The sequence below is a fragment of the Kitasatospora sp. NPDC059088 genome (genome assembly GCF_042738155.1).
Lineage (GTDB): Bacteria > Actinomycetota > Actinomycetes > Streptomycetales > Streptomycetaceae > Kitasatospora.
Genome location: NZ_JBHYGR010000011.1, coordinates 43,815 through 57,502 on the forward strand (window position 1 = coordinate 43,815; position 13,688 = coordinate 57,502).

Annotated in this window: 15 protein-coding genes; 6 read left to right on the top strand and 9 right to left on the bottom strand. The window is 73.0% G+C overall.

All coding sequences use genetic code 11. The features are described from left to right. Nucleotides 1-241 precede the first annotated feature (241 nt). A complete protein-coding gene (locus ACFWXO_RS07690) occupies nt 242-709 on the bottom strand; it encodes an RDD family protein (RefSeq protein WP_375892601.1) in 468 nt (155 codons plus the stop codon). A gap of 329 nt (nt 710-1,038) precedes the next feature. Between ACFWXO_RS07690 and glnA the strand changes: the two genes are divergently transcribed. Then, a complete protein-coding gene (glnA, locus tag ACFWXO_RS07695; RefSeq protein WP_375892603.1) occupies nt 1,039-2,451 on the top strand; it encodes a type I glutamate--ammonia ligase in 1,413 nt (470 codons plus the stop codon). Nucleotides 2,452-2,553: 102 nt separating this feature from the next. On the opposite strand, the gene ACFWXO_RS07700 is transcribed toward glnA, so the two are convergent. Together ACFWXO_RS07700 and ACFWXO_RS07705 are read right to left on the bottom strand one after the other, a co-directional pair. Beyond that, the gene (locus tag ACFWXO_RS07700; RefSeq protein ID WP_375892604.1) at nt 2,554-3,642 is read right to left on the bottom strand and encodes a PP2C family protein-serine/threonine phosphatase; all 1,089 of its coding nucleotides are present in this window, start codon (nt 3,640-3,642) and stop codon (nt 2,554-2,556) included. Between the two features lie 170 nt (nt 3,643-3,812). Further along, on the bottom strand, nt 3,813-5,030 hold the full coding sequence (locus ACFWXO_RS07705) for a cytochrome P450 (protein ID WP_380522748.1): 1,218 nt from the start codon (nt 5,028-5,030) through the stop codon (nt 3,813-3,815). A 179-nt stretch (nt 5,031-5,209) separates the two neighbouring features. Between ACFWXO_RS07705 and ACFWXO_RS07710 the strand changes: the two genes are divergently transcribed. After that, nucleotides 5,210-5,566: an arsenate reductase family protein gene (locus ACFWXO_RS07710; RefSeq protein WP_375892608.1), complete on the top strand. Its 357-nt coding sequence runs from the start codon at nt 5,210-5,212 to the stop codon at nt 5,564-5,566. Nucleotides 5,567-5,603: 37 nt separating this feature from the next. On the opposite strand, the gene ACFWXO_RS07715 is transcribed toward ACFWXO_RS07710, so the two are convergent. Further along, nucleotides 5,604-6,074 carry a pyridoxamine 5'-phosphate oxidase family protein gene (locus ACFWXO_RS07715; protein ID WP_375892610.1) on the bottom strand — a complete coding sequence of 157 codons (471 nt, stop codon included), beginning with the start codon at nt 6,072-6,074 and terminating at the stop codon, nt 5,604-5,606. Nucleotides 6,075-6,234: 160 nt separating this feature from the next. Between ACFWXO_RS07715 and ACFWXO_RS07720 the strand changes: the two genes are divergently transcribed. Both ACFWXO_RS07720 and ACFWXO_RS07725 read left to right on the top strand, forming a co-directional pair. Further along, nucleotides 6,235-6,792, top strand: coding sequence for a DUF1697 domain-containing protein (locus ACFWXO_RS07720; RefSeq protein WP_380522749.1), 558 nt, complete (start codon nt 6,235-6,237; stop codon nt 6,790-6,792). Between the two features lie 146 nt (nt 6,793-6,938). After that, on the top strand, nt 6,939-7,484 hold the full coding sequence (locus tag ACFWXO_RS07725; protein WP_375892613.1) for an FHA domain-containing protein: 546 nt from the start codon (nt 6,939-6,941) through the stop codon (nt 7,482-7,484). A 75-nt stretch (nt 7,485-7,559) separates the two neighbouring features. Here ACFWXO_RS07725 and ACFWXO_RS07730 read toward each other — a convergent pair whose 3' ends face one another. After that, nucleotides 7,560-8,522: a DUF1152 domain-containing protein gene (locus ACFWXO_RS07730; RefSeq protein ID WP_380522750.1), complete on the bottom strand. Its 963-nt coding sequence runs from the start codon at nt 8,520-8,522 to the stop codon at nt 7,560-7,562. 69 nt (nt 8,523-8,591) lie between these two features. On the opposite strand from ACFWXO_RS07730, the gene ACFWXO_RS07735 reads away from it, so the two are divergent. Further along, the gene (locus tag ACFWXO_RS07735; protein WP_380403718.1) at nt 8,592-9,233 is read left to right on the top strand and encodes a DUF6891 domain-containing protein; all 642 of its coding nucleotides are present in this window, start codon (nt 8,592-8,594) and stop codon (nt 9,231-9,233) included. Nucleotides 9,234-9,276: 43 nt separating this feature from the next. Here ACFWXO_RS07735 and ACFWXO_RS07740 read toward each other — a convergent pair whose 3' ends face one another. The 3 genes from ACFWXO_RS07740 to ACFWXO_RS07750 all read right to left on the bottom strand — a co-directional run bounded on the left by ACFWXO_RS07740 (nt 9,277) and on the right by ACFWXO_RS07750 (nt 12,009). Continuing rightward, the gene (locus ACFWXO_RS07740) at nt 9,277-9,702 is read right to left on the bottom strand and encodes a hypothetical protein (protein WP_380522751.1); all 426 of its coding nucleotides are present in this window, start codon (nt 9,700-9,702) and stop codon (nt 9,277-9,279) included. A gap of 284 nt (nt 9,703-9,986) precedes the next feature. After that, nucleotides 9,987-10,778, bottom strand: a complete 792-nt coding sequence (locus ACFWXO_RS07745) for a hemerythrin domain-containing protein (RefSeq protein WP_380522752.1) — start codon at nt 10,776-10,778, stop codon at nt 9,987-9,989. A gap of 169 nt (nt 10,779-10,947) precedes the next feature. Next, nucleotides 10,948-12,009, bottom strand: a complete 1,062-nt coding sequence (locus ACFWXO_RS07750) for an alpha/beta hydrolase (RefSeq protein WP_375892620.1) — start codon at nt 12,007-12,009, stop codon at nt 10,948-10,950. Nucleotides 12,010-12,462: 453 nt separating this feature from the next. Between ACFWXO_RS07750 and ACFWXO_RS07755 the strand changes: the two genes are divergently transcribed. Beyond that, nucleotides 12,463-13,215, top strand: coding sequence for an SDR family oxidoreductase (locus tag ACFWXO_RS07755; RefSeq protein WP_380403726.1), 753 nt, complete (start codon nt 12,463-12,465; stop codon nt 13,213-13,215). Nucleotides 13,216-13,281: 66 nt separating this feature from the next. Here ACFWXO_RS07755 and ACFWXO_RS07760 read toward each other — a convergent pair whose 3' ends face one another. After that, complete coding sequence (locus tag ACFWXO_RS07760; RefSeq protein ID WP_375892623.1) at nt 13,282-13,503, bottom strand: hypothetical protein; 222 nt, start codon at nt 13,501-13,503, stop codon at nt 13,282-13,284. Nucleotides 13,504-13,688 lie beyond the last annotated feature (185 nt).

The following is a 13,688-nucleotide window of genomic DNA, read 5'->3' on the forward strand; positions in this document are numbered from 1 at the left end:
ACCCGCCCCCGGGGGCCCGGCTGCCCCCTGGGGCCCCCGCCCCGGCCCCCCCCCCGCCCCCCCAACGGGGGCCCCCCCCCCCGGGGCCGCGGGGGGGGGGGGGCCGTTCGACGTTTCCGGCTTCTCTCCGACTGCTTTCCGGCTTCTCGCCGACTTCCTGGGGCTCCGGGGTTCTCGGGCTCCGGGGTTCTCGGGCTCCGGGGTTCTCGGGCTCCGGGGCTCCGCCGGCGCCGAACCTCCGCTAGATCCGGACCTCGACGGTGCCGACGGCCTTGTCGTGCAGTCCCCGGGTGTCGCGGTCCCAGACCAGCGGCGGCACCACCAGGCACAGCAGCACGGTGCGCAGCAGGACCTGCGGGATGGTGGCGCGGCGCCCGTCCAGGCGGATCACCCGGAGGCCGAACAGCCGCTTGCCGAGGGTGGTGCCGGTGGTGGAGAGCAGCAGGACCGCGACCAGGAAGAAGAGCGGGAGGGTCCACAGGTTGGCCTCGGCCGTGTCGCCCTTGGCGAGCAGGCCGAAGGAGACCAGCGAGACCAGCCAGCCGTCCACGAACACGGCGCCGATCCGTCGGCCGGGGCCGGCGATCGAGCCGGGGCCCTCCTTGGGCAGTCCGAGGCGCTCGCCGCGGTAGCCGAAGTCGGCGCCCATCTTCTCGGCGGCCGCCTTGGGGCCGTCGATCCACGATCCCAACGCTTCTCTGGTGTCCACGAATCCACACTAACCGGGCTCACGCCGCGGACCGGCACCGGCTCCCCTCCCGGCGGGGCGCGGTCCCGGCCCCGAACCGACCCCGTGGCCGACCTCGGACCGGGTTCGAACCGGGCAGCTCCACGACCGGGTGAATCCCACTCACCGGGCTTACCTGTGGTCCAGACCATTTCCCGGAGGACCCCCAGGTCCACGGGGCGATTTGCCCCGTCCCGTAGGCCTTTGCCGCCCATTCGGCGGTCGCGGTTAACATCTAGGAAACGAGCGGGTCACCGGCTGGAAACGACCCATTCCTAGGGTGAGCCCAATTCGCGAGCCGAGGAGGATGGATGTTCAACAACGCCGCCGAAGTGAAGCAGTTCATCCAGGACAACGACGTGAAGTTCGTCGATGTCCGCTTCTGTGATCTGCCGGGCGTCATGCAGCACTTCTCCGTACCCGCGGCGACCTTCGATCCGTCCGAGACCCTGATGTTCGACGGTTCGTCGATCCGCGGCTTCCAGGCCATCCACGAGTCCGACATGGCCCTGGTCCCGGACCTCGCCACCGCACGCCTCGACCCCTTCCGGGTCGAGAAGCACCTCAACATCAACTTCTTCATCCAGGACCCGGTCACCGGCGAGGCCTACAGCCGCGACCCGCGCAACGTCGCCAAGAAGGCCGAGGCCTACCTCGCCTCCTCCGGCATCGCCGACACCGCGTTCTTCGGGCCCGAGGCCGAGTTCTACGTCTTCGACTCGGTACGCTTCGACACCAGCGCCAACGCGTCCTTCTACCACATCGACTCGGAGGCCGGCGCCTGGAACAGCGGCGCCGCCGAGGGCGACGTGCGCGGCTACAAGGTCAAGTACAAGGGCGGCTACTTCCCCACCCCGCCGGTCGACCACTTCGCCGACCTGCGTGCCGAGATGTCCCTGGAGCTGGCCAAGTCCGGCCTGGAGGTCGAGCGCCAGCACCACGAGGTCGGCACCGCCGGCCAGGCGGAGATCAACTACAAGTTCAACACCCTGCTGCACGCGGCCGACGACCTGATGCTGTTCAAGTACATCATCAAGAACGTCGCCTGGCGGAACGGCAAGACGGCCACCTTCATGCCGAAGCCGATCTTCGGCGACAACGGCTCGGGCATGCACGTCCACCAGTCGCTGTGGACCGAGGGCTCCCCGCTCTTCTACGACGAGCAGGGCTACGCCGGACTCTCCGACACCGCCCGCTACTACATCGGCGGCCTGCTCCGGCACGCCCCCTCGCTGCTGGCCTTCACCAACCCGTCGGTGAACTCCTACCACCGCCTGGTCCCCGGCTTCGAGGCGCCCGTCAACCTGGTCTACTCCCAGCGCAACCGCTCGGCCGCGATCCGCATCCCGATCACCGGCTCCAACGCCAAGGCCAAGCGCATCGAGTTCCGCGCCCCGGACCCGTCCTCCAACCCGTACCTGGCCTTCTCCGCCATGCTGATGGCCGGCCTCGACGGCATCCGCAACAAGATCGAGCCGCTGGAGCCCGTCGACAAGGACCTCTACGAGCTCGCCCCCGAGGAGCACGCCAACGTCCCCCAGGTGCCCTCCTCCCTCCCCGCCGTCCTGGAGGCCCTCGAGGCCGACCACGAGTACCTCCTGGCGGGCAACGTCTTCACCCCGGACCTGATCGAGACCTGGATCGACTTCAAGCGCACCAACGAGATCGCCCCGATCGCCCTCCGGCCCCACCCGCACGAGTTCGAGCTCTACTACGACCTGTAAGAGTCCCGGCCCCGGCGTGAGCGGGTCCCTGTAGGTCAGCTGATCGCTGACCTACAGGGACCCGTTTCGTGCAGCACGGCCGTCGCGCCGGGCGGTGCGGGGTCATTCGGGGGTGAGGGCGAGGACGGCGAGGTCGTCGGCGAGGAGGCCGGCGTACTGGTGGACGTCCTGGGCCAGGAAGGAGACCACTCGGTCCGGTGCCGTGCTGGCCAGGGCGGCCAGGCGCGGGGCGAGGGGGTAGAAGGCGCCGGTGGAGTCGCGGGCCTCGCTGACGCCGTCGGTGTAGAGCAGGACGGTGTGCCCAGGGGGGAGGGCGACGGTCGTCGGCTTGGCGGGTTCGTCCTCGGGGCGGAGGTGGCCCAGGCCGAGCGGGAGTTCGTCGGTGCAGGCCACCGGGGCGATGGTGCCCCGGCCCAGCAGCAGTGGGGTGGTGTGGCCGCGGTTGACGAACTCCACGCAGTCGGTGCCCGGGCGGTACTGGAGCAGGACGGCGGTGACGAACAGCTCGTCGTCGCCGCGGTCGGCCGCGTCGCGCAGCACCGCGCGGTCCAGCTGGTCGGCGAGCTCGACCAGGCCCGGGGTGTCGTGGGCGGCCGCCCGGAAGGCGCCGAGCACGTCGGCGACGGTGCGGACCGCGCCGAGGCCCTTGCCGCGGACGTCCCCGAGCAGCACCCGGACGCCGAAGCGGGTGTCGCACACCTCGTAGAGGTCCCCGCCGACCAGCACCTCGGCCTGCGCCGGGCGGTACAGTCCGGCGACCCGCAGGCCGCCGGCCCGCTCCGGCACCGGCCGCAGCACCGTGCGCTGCAGGGTCTCGGCGACGGTGCGGGCCTGCAAGAGGGTGCGGTTCTGCCGGGTGCGCTGCCAGGACAGGGCTGTTCCCATCACCCCGGACAGCGCGGTGGCGATGTACACCCAGACGTGGTGCTGCTCGTTGACGTGGCCCGCGCGCAGGGCCAGCAGCAGCTGGAGGGCCAGCGCACCGCCCGTGGTGGTGGCGGTCAGCACCGGGCCGTAGCTGAACGCGGCCACCACGGGCAGGGCGGTGAGCAGGAAGCCGGCCGCCACCGCGTCCGGGACGACGGCCTCGGTGGCCAGGTCCAGGAGCAGCAGGACCACCGGCAGCCAGGGCACCCAGCGCGGCACCCGGGACTGCGCGACCGCGAGCTGCGGCGGGCGGGGGGCGGACACGGCGGGGGCCTCCTGGCTGACCGGACCTGGGCGATTCGCCAGGAATGACAGGATTGGTCCCTCCATGCTCCCCCACGGACGCCCCCGTCACGAATGGCCGACGTCCCGGGTTCCGGCGCGTGGACCGCGCCGGGCCGGGAGAGGACCGGGAGTGGGGGGCAAGGGCGCGGTCAGCGGAGGGTCACCGGCAGCGTCTCGTAACCGCGCAGCACCAGGCGGTCACGCCGGGTCGGGGCGCCGCCCTGGGCGAGCCCGGGGAAACGGTCCAGCAGGGCGGGCACCGCGAGCTCGCCCTCCAGCCGGGCCAGCTGGGAGCCCAGGCAGAAGTGGGTGCCGCCACCGAAGCTGAGCGGCTGGCTGTCCGTGCGCGACGGGTCGAACACCGCCGGCCGCTCGTACCGGGCCGGGTCGTGGTTGGCCGCGCCGATCAGCAGGGTCAGCCCGCTGCCGGCCGGGACGGGCAGGCCCTCGACCGACAGGCCCTCCTCCAGGGCGACCCGTGCGGTGGCCTGGACCGGGGAGTCGAAGCGCAGCACCTCGTCGGTGAACCCGGCCGGGGTGACCGCGCCGCTGCGCAGTCCGGCGGCCACCTCGGGATGGCGGAACAGCAGGGCGAGGCCGTTGCCGAGGAGGTTGGTGGTGGTCTCGAAGCCGGCCACCAGCAGCAGCACCAGGTTGGCCAGCAGTTCGGTGCCGGACAGCCGTCCGCCGTCCTCGACGGCGACCCGGGCCAGGTCGCTGACCAGGTCGTCCTGCGGGCGGGCCAGCCGTTCGGCGATCAGCGCGGTGAAGTAGTCGGACAGCTCGTCGGCGGCCCGGTCGGCGGCGCCCAGCTCGTCGAAGTCCTGGGTGACCTCCAGGGCGACGGTCAGGTCGGAGGCGAGGTCGCGGAAGCGGTAGCGGTCCCGCTCGGGCACGCCGAGCAGCTCGCAGATCACCCCGACCGGCAGCCGGAAGGCGAAGGCGTCCATGAAGTCCACCGGGGAGCCGTCCGCCCCCTGCTCGGCCATCCCGTCCAGCAGCCGGCCGATCGCCGCCTCCACCGCGGGGCGCAGGGCGGCGACCCGGCGGGCGGTGAACACCGAGGCGATCAGCGAGCGGACCCGGGGCTGGTCGGGGGCGTTGCGCTGGAGGATCGAGCGGCCGAACAGGGCGAGCGAGGAGTGCGCGGCGAACTCCGGGGCGAGGCCGGCCGTCATCTCGGCGGTCGCGACGCCGAAGGCGGGCGTGCGGAGCACCTTGTCGACCGCCGCGTAGCCGCTCACCACGAACATGCCGTCCCCGGCCGGGGCCACCGGGCCGAGCTCGTGCGCCCTGGCGTAGAGCGGGTACGGATCGGTCCTGACCTCCGTGGTCATCAGCTGCTCGATGATCGCGGCGCCGTCCATCTGGTGCTCCCCTCCGACGTGCTGGTTCCTGGTTCGTGAACAGCGGGCGGGCACGGCGGAGTTCCCGCCGCCGACGGACCCGGCGGCGCCGGACTCGGAGACGGACCGGAGACGGACCGGGCCCCGGGCCGGCGGCGACGGGTCCGGGGCCGGGCGGCAGCGCGGATAGGCTGGTCGGCATGGAGATCTGGATCAATCCGCGGTGTGGCAAGTGCCGCTCGGCGCTCAACGAGCTGAACGCCGCCGGGGCGAAGTACACCGTGCGGCGCTACCTGGAGGACCCGCCGACCGCGGCCGAGCTGGAGCAGGTGCTGGAGCGCCTGGGCCTGGAGCCGTGGGACATCACCCGCACCGACGAGCCGGTCGCCAAGGAGCTGGGGATGAAGGGGTGGCCCCGGGAGGCGGGCGAGCGGGCGCGCTGGATCGCGGCGATGGCCGAGCATCCCGTGCTGATCCAGCGCCCGATCATCACCGCGGACGACGGGCACGCCGTCGTGGCCCGGACTCCCGAGGCGCTCAAGTCCGTTCTGCCGTAGGCGTTCCGACCTGCCGTGGGCGTTCCGGGCCGATCGGTCAGTGGAGCTGGGTCCGCTCCACCGGCCGGCCCGGGTGCCAGTTGAGGACCCACAGGGCGTCGCCGTCCAGGCTGGTGTGCACCACCTGCTGGAGATCCAGCCGGAAGAGGTGGAACGGGGTGGGCGGCGGCTCCGGCAGGTCGGCCGCGAAGGCGGCGAGCTCGTTCTCGTCGGTGACCTCCACCGCGCGGCCGGAGAGCTTGGAGTCCCCGCCGGCCATGGTCTCGTCGCCCGGGTGGGCGTGCAGCGCGAACCGCGCGTCCCGCTGGAGGTCGCGTGCCTTGACCGCGCCGTACATCGACCCGAGCCAGGCGTCGGCCCCGACGAAGTCGACCTCCGACCCGCTCACCCGGGGTGAGCCGTCCTTGCGCAGCGTCGCCAGGACGTGGTGCTTGTTGGCGTCGAACCGGGCCCGTACCAGGGCCGCGAGTTCGGGTGCCTCGTGCTCGAAATCCTGCCAGGTAGCCATGGCGCCAGTCTGGCACCCGGCACCGACAACCGCCGGGTACGAACGGTGCCGCGCGCGCGAGGGGGTGCGGTGGGCGGGCGTTGTCGGTGGGCGGGCGTTGTCGGTGGGCGGGCGTTGTCGGTGGGCGGGCGTTGTCGGTGGGCGGTGCCAGACTGGCAGGGTGACCACCTCGAACGCCTCCACCCGGTACATCGCGTTCCTGCGCGCCATCAACGTCGGCGGCCGCACGGTGAAGATGGAGCGGCTGCGGGCGCTCTTCACCGAGCTGGGGCTGGCGGACGTCCGCTCGTACATCCAGACCGGCAACGTCTTCTTCCGGACCGACGAGCCCGACCGGGCCGCGCTGACCGCGCGGATCGAGGCGCACCTGGAGCAGGCGCTCGGCTACCCGGTGCCGGTGCTGCTGCGGACGGTCGACGAGGTGGCCTCGCTGCTCGCCGCCGAGCCGTTCCGGGGCGTCGAGGTCACCCCGGACGTCCGGCTGGTGATCGCCTTCCTCTCCGAGCCGCTGCCGGCCGAGCTCTCCGGGCCGCACCGCTCGCCGAAGGGCGACTTCGAGGTGCTGGGCACCGATCCGGGCGCGGCGTACGTGGTGGTCCACCTCCAGGACGGCAAGTGGGTCACCAAGGAGATGTTCGGTAAGTCGTACCGGGGCGCGGTGACCTCCCGGTTCCTGCACACCACGGAGAAGATCCTGGCCGCTGCCCGGAAGGGCTGACGGCCCGACCGAGCGGGCCGGAGGCACCCGACCCGGCGGGAACCGTGCAGGTGGAGCGGGCGTCTGTCGCTCAGTGAGGTACGAACCATGCGCCGGAACCGCGCGCGATCTGGACAGTCGAAGCCGGTCGAACCGACAATCGGGCCATGACGCAGCCTGAGCTCCCCACCGGCGCCGTCCGGCCCTCCGACGCCGAACGGGACCAGGCGCTCGGGCTGCTCAGGGACGGTGCGGGTAGCGGCCGGCTGTCGCACGACACCTTCCTCGGCCGGATGGACATCGTCCTCCAGGCCACCAGCCGCGACGAGTTGGACGCCGCGGTGGCCGGGCTGCCCACCGGCGGGCCGGTCGAGCGCTTCGTCCTGCGGACGGTCGGCCGGGCCTCCGCCTTCGGCGCCCGGCTGAACCGGGCCTGGCGCACCGAGCGTCTGCCCGGGCTGAGCCTGCCGCAGGCCGGGGCGGGACTGCTGACGATCGGCCGGATCCCCGGCTCGGGGCTGCGGCTGCACGACGCCTCGGTCTCCCGGAACCACGCCGAGTTGCGGCACGAGAACGGCGGTTGGGTGCTGTACGACCTCGGGTCGACCAACGGCACCCATGTGAACGGGCGGCGGATCGCGGGCGGGATCCCGGTACGGCCGGGCGACCAGGTGCGGTTCGGGAACCTGGAGTTCCGGCTCGCACCGCACTGAGTCGCCGGAAGCCGCGCCCCCACACCCCGCGTCCCCCACACGCCGCGCCCCACACCCGCTCCCCGACCGTCGGGGTCAGTGCGGGAACTGCCGGGGCGGCCGTCGGCTGGGCAGCTCGTCCCGGAACTCCTCGATGAGGGTGGAGATCTGGCGGGTCAGCACGGTGTGCTCCAGCCGGTCCAGGTAGCGGTTCTCGGCGGCCAGCGCCTCGACCGTGACGCCGAAGTAGAGCGTCATCAGCGGATTGACGAAGAGCTGCCCGCCCTTGGTCCGCTCGGTGAACTGCACGTCGCCGAACTCGCCGCGCAGCGCGGCCGCCACCGAGCCGTTGACGATGCTGGGGTGCTCCGGGAAGGCGGCCCGGGCGTGCTCGACGGCGTCCAGGTAGAGCGCGCCCTCCCGGCTGCCGCGCGGGATGGAGAAGGCGCCGAGGTAGCCGCCGGCCCGGTCGATCGCCGCGAGGTTCTCCAGCACCAGGGCGTGGTTGACGCCGTGGTGGGCGTCGATGCCGAAGCCCAGGCAGGCGACCAGCCGTTCCGGCACCTCCGACAGGCCCGCCACGGCGGCCAGGCTCGCCATGTCCTCCTCGGGCGTGCCGAGTCCCGTCTCGTCGCCGCGCATCAGGATGTCGGTGCCGCCGTCCACCAGCAGGATCGCGTCCACGTCCAGGTGGGCGACCAGGGTGCGGTAGGCCTCGCGGAGCAGTCTGACGCCCACGGTCGGGAAGGCCCACACGGTGTCGGGCATCCCGTGCAGCCGCAGCCAGCGGGCCAGCGTGCGTTCCGGGAAGTAGCCTTCGGGGGCGGGGGTGTCGGGCCCGATCCTGGCCACGTCGGGCTGGTGCCAGACCTCGCCGGGCAGCCCGTAGAGGTGGGTGAAGGAGAGGTTGGCCAGGTGCACGTCCTTGCCGGCCGCCCGCAGGGCCAGGGCGATCGGGAGTCCGGCGTAGACGTCGAAACCCCCGCCGGCGCCGGCGATCAGAATCCGCTCGGCGGCCAGCAGCCGGGTGATCAGCGGGGGTTGCAGCAGAGAGGTCACCGCCGGACGGTAGCGCACGGGTGCCGGCCTCGGCCCGGAATTGTCAGTGCCGGGTGCCAGGATGCGGACATGACCCAGGATGCGGGCATGACCCGGGACACCGCGCTCACCTCCGACGTACTGCTCGAAGCCCAGGAACGGGCAGGCGAGTTGATCCGGTGCGGCTTCCAGGAGCCGGACGAGATAGCCGAGTCCCTGGTCGAGGTCCTCGACGACCAGGGGCTGACGCAGGAGGAGGCGGAGCGGATCGTCGCTCCGCTGTGGGAGGAACGGCTCGCCGAGCAGGCCCACTGGCCGGAGTTCACGGACGTGGACCGGCTGGAGCGGGCCTTCGACCTCCTGGAGGACCAGGGCATCGTCGCGGCGATGGACTTCACCTGTTGCGCCGCCTGCGGCTACGCGGAGATCGGCGGCGAGGCGGACGAGGACTCGCGGGGCTTCGTCTTCTTCCACCAGCAGGACACCGAGGCGGCCGCGGCCGGGCGCGGGCTGATGCTGCGCTACGGCGGCTTCCGCACCGGGGAGGAGTCGGACGGAGCGGAGTCGGGCGGGGAGGAGTCGGGCGGGGCGGCGGAGCAGCGGACGGTGGAGATCGGCCGGGCCGTGGTGGCCGCGGTGGAGACGGTCGGCCTTCCGGTGGAGTGGGACGGCTCGCCGCACACGGCGATCCGGGTCGCTCCGCTGGAGTGGCTCAACCGCCTGCCGGAGTAGGGGCAGGAGCGGCCGCGCGCCGGGGAGCGCTGCGGCGGAACGGTCAGCGGTTGACGTGGAGTTCGGCGTAGTGGTCGCCCTTGTCCGCCTTGCGCAGGGTCACCTTGACCCCGCCCACGGTCGACTCGCTGTCCTTGTCGACGGTCTTCTTGTCGCCGCCGATCGTCACTTCGGCGTTCTTGTCGGTGATGCGGCCGACGGTCATGTCCAACGGGTGGTCACCGCCGAAGACCTTGACGGTCTTGGAGGCGTCGGCGCCGTCGGTCCGGACGGACAGGGTGCAGCTGTTGTCGTCGAGGCAGAGGGCGACGCCGCCCTCGCAGGCGGTCAGTCCGGCGCCCAGGGTCAGGACGGCGGCCGAGACGAGCAGGGCCGGGCGACGGACGGCGGGCAGCAGGCGGCCATGGGCGCGGGTAGGAACACGGCCGCGGGTACGGGGTGCGGTGGGTGTGCTGCGGGCTGAGGTCATGGCTCCGACGGTAGGGGGTGCCGGGCCGGGCGCCATCGACCGCCGGCGGTACGCCTCCCCCGGTCGCAACCCCGGGGCGGGGACCGCCTCGACCCCGAGACGGATGGGTCGAATCCCCTAGGGGGACAAGGGAGTTGAGGACGTCGGCCGAGCATCGGGCAGTAGCTCGGCAGCGGCTCGGCAAGGGCTCGACAACGGCTCCGACGCGAGTCGGCCGCGCGCCGGTCATATGTCTCCGGCACGTGCCACGCGCGTAGATCAACGGCCCGCGAAAGGACCGGCGCTCAGTCGACCAGGCTCCCCAGGCCGCCGCCGGCCACGCCCTCGCCCGCCGCCCCCCACAGCGGCGCGGTGCAGCGCTGGTAGGTCGCCTGCCAGTGCGGCCAGTTGCGGGCCACGTCGTCGTCGCACTCGGCCAGCAGCCGCTCGACCAGCACCGGGTCGACCCCGTCCAGCAGCCAGGCCAGCGCGTCCGCCGTGCCCGGGCCGTCGGCCCCGCGCAGCAGGTCGAGCAGTTCGGCCAGGCCGCCGAGCCGGGAGCTGTCGGCCACCACCCGCTCCATCCGGGGCAGCAGCTGCCGCTCCTCGATCCGCAGGTGGGTCTCCAGCCGGGCGGCGAGGTCCTCCATCGCGTAGGCGACCGGCCAGGCGCTGCCGGTGTCCCGGCTGGCGATCCGGACCAGCGTGGTGACCCGGGTGAAGGAGTGGTCCAGGTTGTGGTGGTCGGCCTCCAGCCAGTTCAGCAGCAGGCGCAGCTCGGGCGCGAAGCGCCGCACGATCGGCCAGATCCGGGTGTCCTGCTGCTCGTGGTGGCAGGTCAGCATGGCGGTCATGAAGGTCCAGTGCCGCAGCACGGCCTCGCCCTTGTCCTCCTCCTCGGGCTGGAGCAGCCGCAGCGCGTTGGGCAGCCGCGCGAGGTCGCGGCGCAGGGCCGCGTGCACCAGCCGCAGGCCGGCGAACCGGACGGTGACCGGCTCCTCGTCCGTGGCCGGCCCGTACGCCTCCCGGGGGTCGACTCCGGGCACCGCCTGGGCGGGGACGGAGACGGCGGGCGGGGGCAGCAGGTGGATCGGCATGGCACTCTCTTCACGGCTGGTGAGGACGGAGGAGGCGGCCGGTGAGGACCGCCCCATCCAAGGTGCTCGCAGTCGATCAGAAGCGAATCAATGTCCGATTGACGCGCAGGTCACGGGCCTGCGCGGGGGCGGGGGCGGCTGCTGCGGCCGCCCCCTCCCGGGGCCCGGATCACTCCGAGGCCGGGCCCTCCAGGTTGGCGCTGAGCCACTGCAGGGTGTCCGGGATCATCTTCTTGAAGTCCGAGGTCAGGTGCTTGCCGCCGGGCTGCTCGTAGTACTGGATGGTCACCGGGGCGACGGCCTTGGCCACCCAGCTCTTGACCAGGTCCTTCTCGTAGCCGTTGGCCCCGCCGGCGGTGACGTACATCTTCACGTCAGCCTTGCCCTGGGTGATGAGGAGGTTGGGGTTGTTGGCCGCCTTCTCGGCGTCGTGGCCCTTCCACAGCCCGGAGTCCGGGACGAAGTAGCCGTCGATCGGCACGGCGGCCTTGTAGACGTCCGGGTACTGGAGGGCCATCTTGGCGCTGCAGAAGCCGCCGGTGGAGGCGCCCATCACGCCCCAGCTGTCGCGCCCCTTCAAGGTGCGGAAGTTGGCGCGGACCCAGGCCGGGATGTCCTCGGCCATCCAGGTGCCCATCTTCGGCTGGCCCGGGATGTCGGAGCAGTCCAGCGCGTTCTTCTCGTCGCTGTTGAAGTTCTGCACCGGCATGATCATGATGAACGGGTGGGCCTTGCCCTGCTTGGCCAGCTGCTCGTCCGCCTCCTGGATCGGCAGCTGGTTGTCGGTCCAGGTGTTGTAGCCGTTGCTCTGGCCGCCCGCGTAGAGGGTCAGCACCGGGAAGCCGGTCTTGGCGAACTTGGGGTCGTTGTACTCGGGCGGCAGCCAGACCCAGACCTGGCCGGTGACGCCGGACTTCGCGCCGGTCACCTTGGTCATCATGATCGGGCCGGCGCCGGTGTCCCGGACCTTGTTGAGGCTGGCGGCCGGGCCGGTCGGCATCAGCACCTTCCCGTTGCCCGGGGTGGGCTGGTCGGCGGTGGGCGTCCCGGGGACGGCGCTGCCCGTGGCGCTCGCGCCGCCCGTGCCGGTGGTCGCCGCCGGGGTGCCGTCGGCCGAGGAACCGTTCCCCTTCCCGCCGTCGGACCCTCCGCAGGCCGCGAGCGAGGCGGCCAGGGTGAGCACGGCGGCGCCGGTCAGGACGGCACGGGAACGGGACGACTGCCTAAGCACGGTGAGGACTCTCCGACCGATGTCGCGCCCGGTCCGTCTGACCGGGCGGCGGCCCCCCGGTGGGGCCGGACAGGCCCGGGGGCGCGGGCGCTGTGCGGTCCCCGGAGCGGTGGTGCGCCGTCCGTCGCGGAAGGGCACCTCCCTGCGATCTTATGACGTGGCCCGGGGCGGGCCGGTTGCGAGGTGGCCACCGGAAATCCAATGTTTGTTCGCGATCAGGTAAAGGTCTTCACCGCGCCCGCCGGACGGCGGGGGCCGCCCGGCGGGGAGCACGGGCACCGGCCCGTCCGGCCGTCCGGGTTTTGGACGCTTTGCCCAGTGACGGTGGCCCGCACATCCGGAACGATCGCTCCGGCACCCTCTTCGACCGGATCCGGGAAGAGTGTGACCGTACCGGTACCGAGCCACCGAGCCACCGAGCCGTCGAGCCGTCGAGCCACCGAGGAGAGCGCCATGCTGGAGCAGATCGCCGTCGTCACCGGAGCCGGGAGCGGGGTCGGCCGGGCCGTCGCGGTGGAGCTGGCCGCGGCCGGCTGGCGGCTGGTGCTGGCCGGGCGCCGGGCCGAGCAGCTGCACGCGACGGCCGCGGCCTTCCCCCGGGGCGTGCTGCCCGCCGACGTGGTGCCGACCGACGTCACCGACCCGGCCGCGGTGGACGCGCTGTTCGCGACGGCCGTCGGACACCACGGCCGGGTGGACCTGCTCTTCAACAACGCGGGGACCTTCGGCCCGGCCGTCCCGGTGGACGAGCTGGCGGTCGAGGACTGGCGGGCGGTGGTCGACCTCAACCTGACCGGCGCCTTCCTCTGCGCCCGGGCCGCCTTCCGGCAGATGCGGGCGCAGTCCCCGCAGGGCGGCCGGATCATCAACAACGGCTCGATCTCCGCGCACGTCCCGCGCCCGCAGTCGATCGCCTACACCGCGACCAAGCACGCGGTCACCGGCCTGACCAAGTCGCTCTCGCTGGACGGCCGCCCGTACCGGATCGCCTGCGGCCAGATCGACATCGGCAACGCGGCGACCGACATGACGGCCGCGATGAGCGCCGGGGTGCGGCAGGCGGACGGCCGGATCGCGCCCGAGCCGACCATGGACGTGGCGGACGTGGCCCGCACCGTGCGGCACATGGCGGCGCTGCCGCTGGAGGCCAACGTGCAGTTCGCCACCGTGATGGCGACGGCGATGCCGTACATCGGGCGGGGCTGAGGCCCGCCCGCCGGAGCGCCCGTCCTCCAGCTCGCCCGCCCGCCGGAGCGCCCGGCGGCGGAGCGCTCACTCGTCGTGCGAGTGGCGGTACCGCAGCCCGCAGCCCCGCCGCTCCAGCCGGTAGACGCTGGTGGTCGGCCAGTACTCGCCGTCCTCCACGACGGGCAGTTCGGCGCGCAGCACCATCCGCAGGGCGGGCGGCGGGGCGGTGGCGTGGACCCGCTTGCGGTGGCCGTCCCAACGGCCGCCGCACAGTTCGAGGTCCAGGACGAGGGGGGTGGCTCTCATCCCGTGATGGTGCCAGCGCCACCTCCGCCCGGGAGGTCCGGGACGGCGCCGCCACTCACACCTGGGACCCCCCGGGCGCCGGGGGGGTGGTGGGGGGCCGCGTCGGGGGGGGGGGGATCGGCGGGCCGGGGGGTGTTGGGGGGGGGGTACCGCGCCCCGGCCCGGGGGGCGCCCGGGTTGGCCGG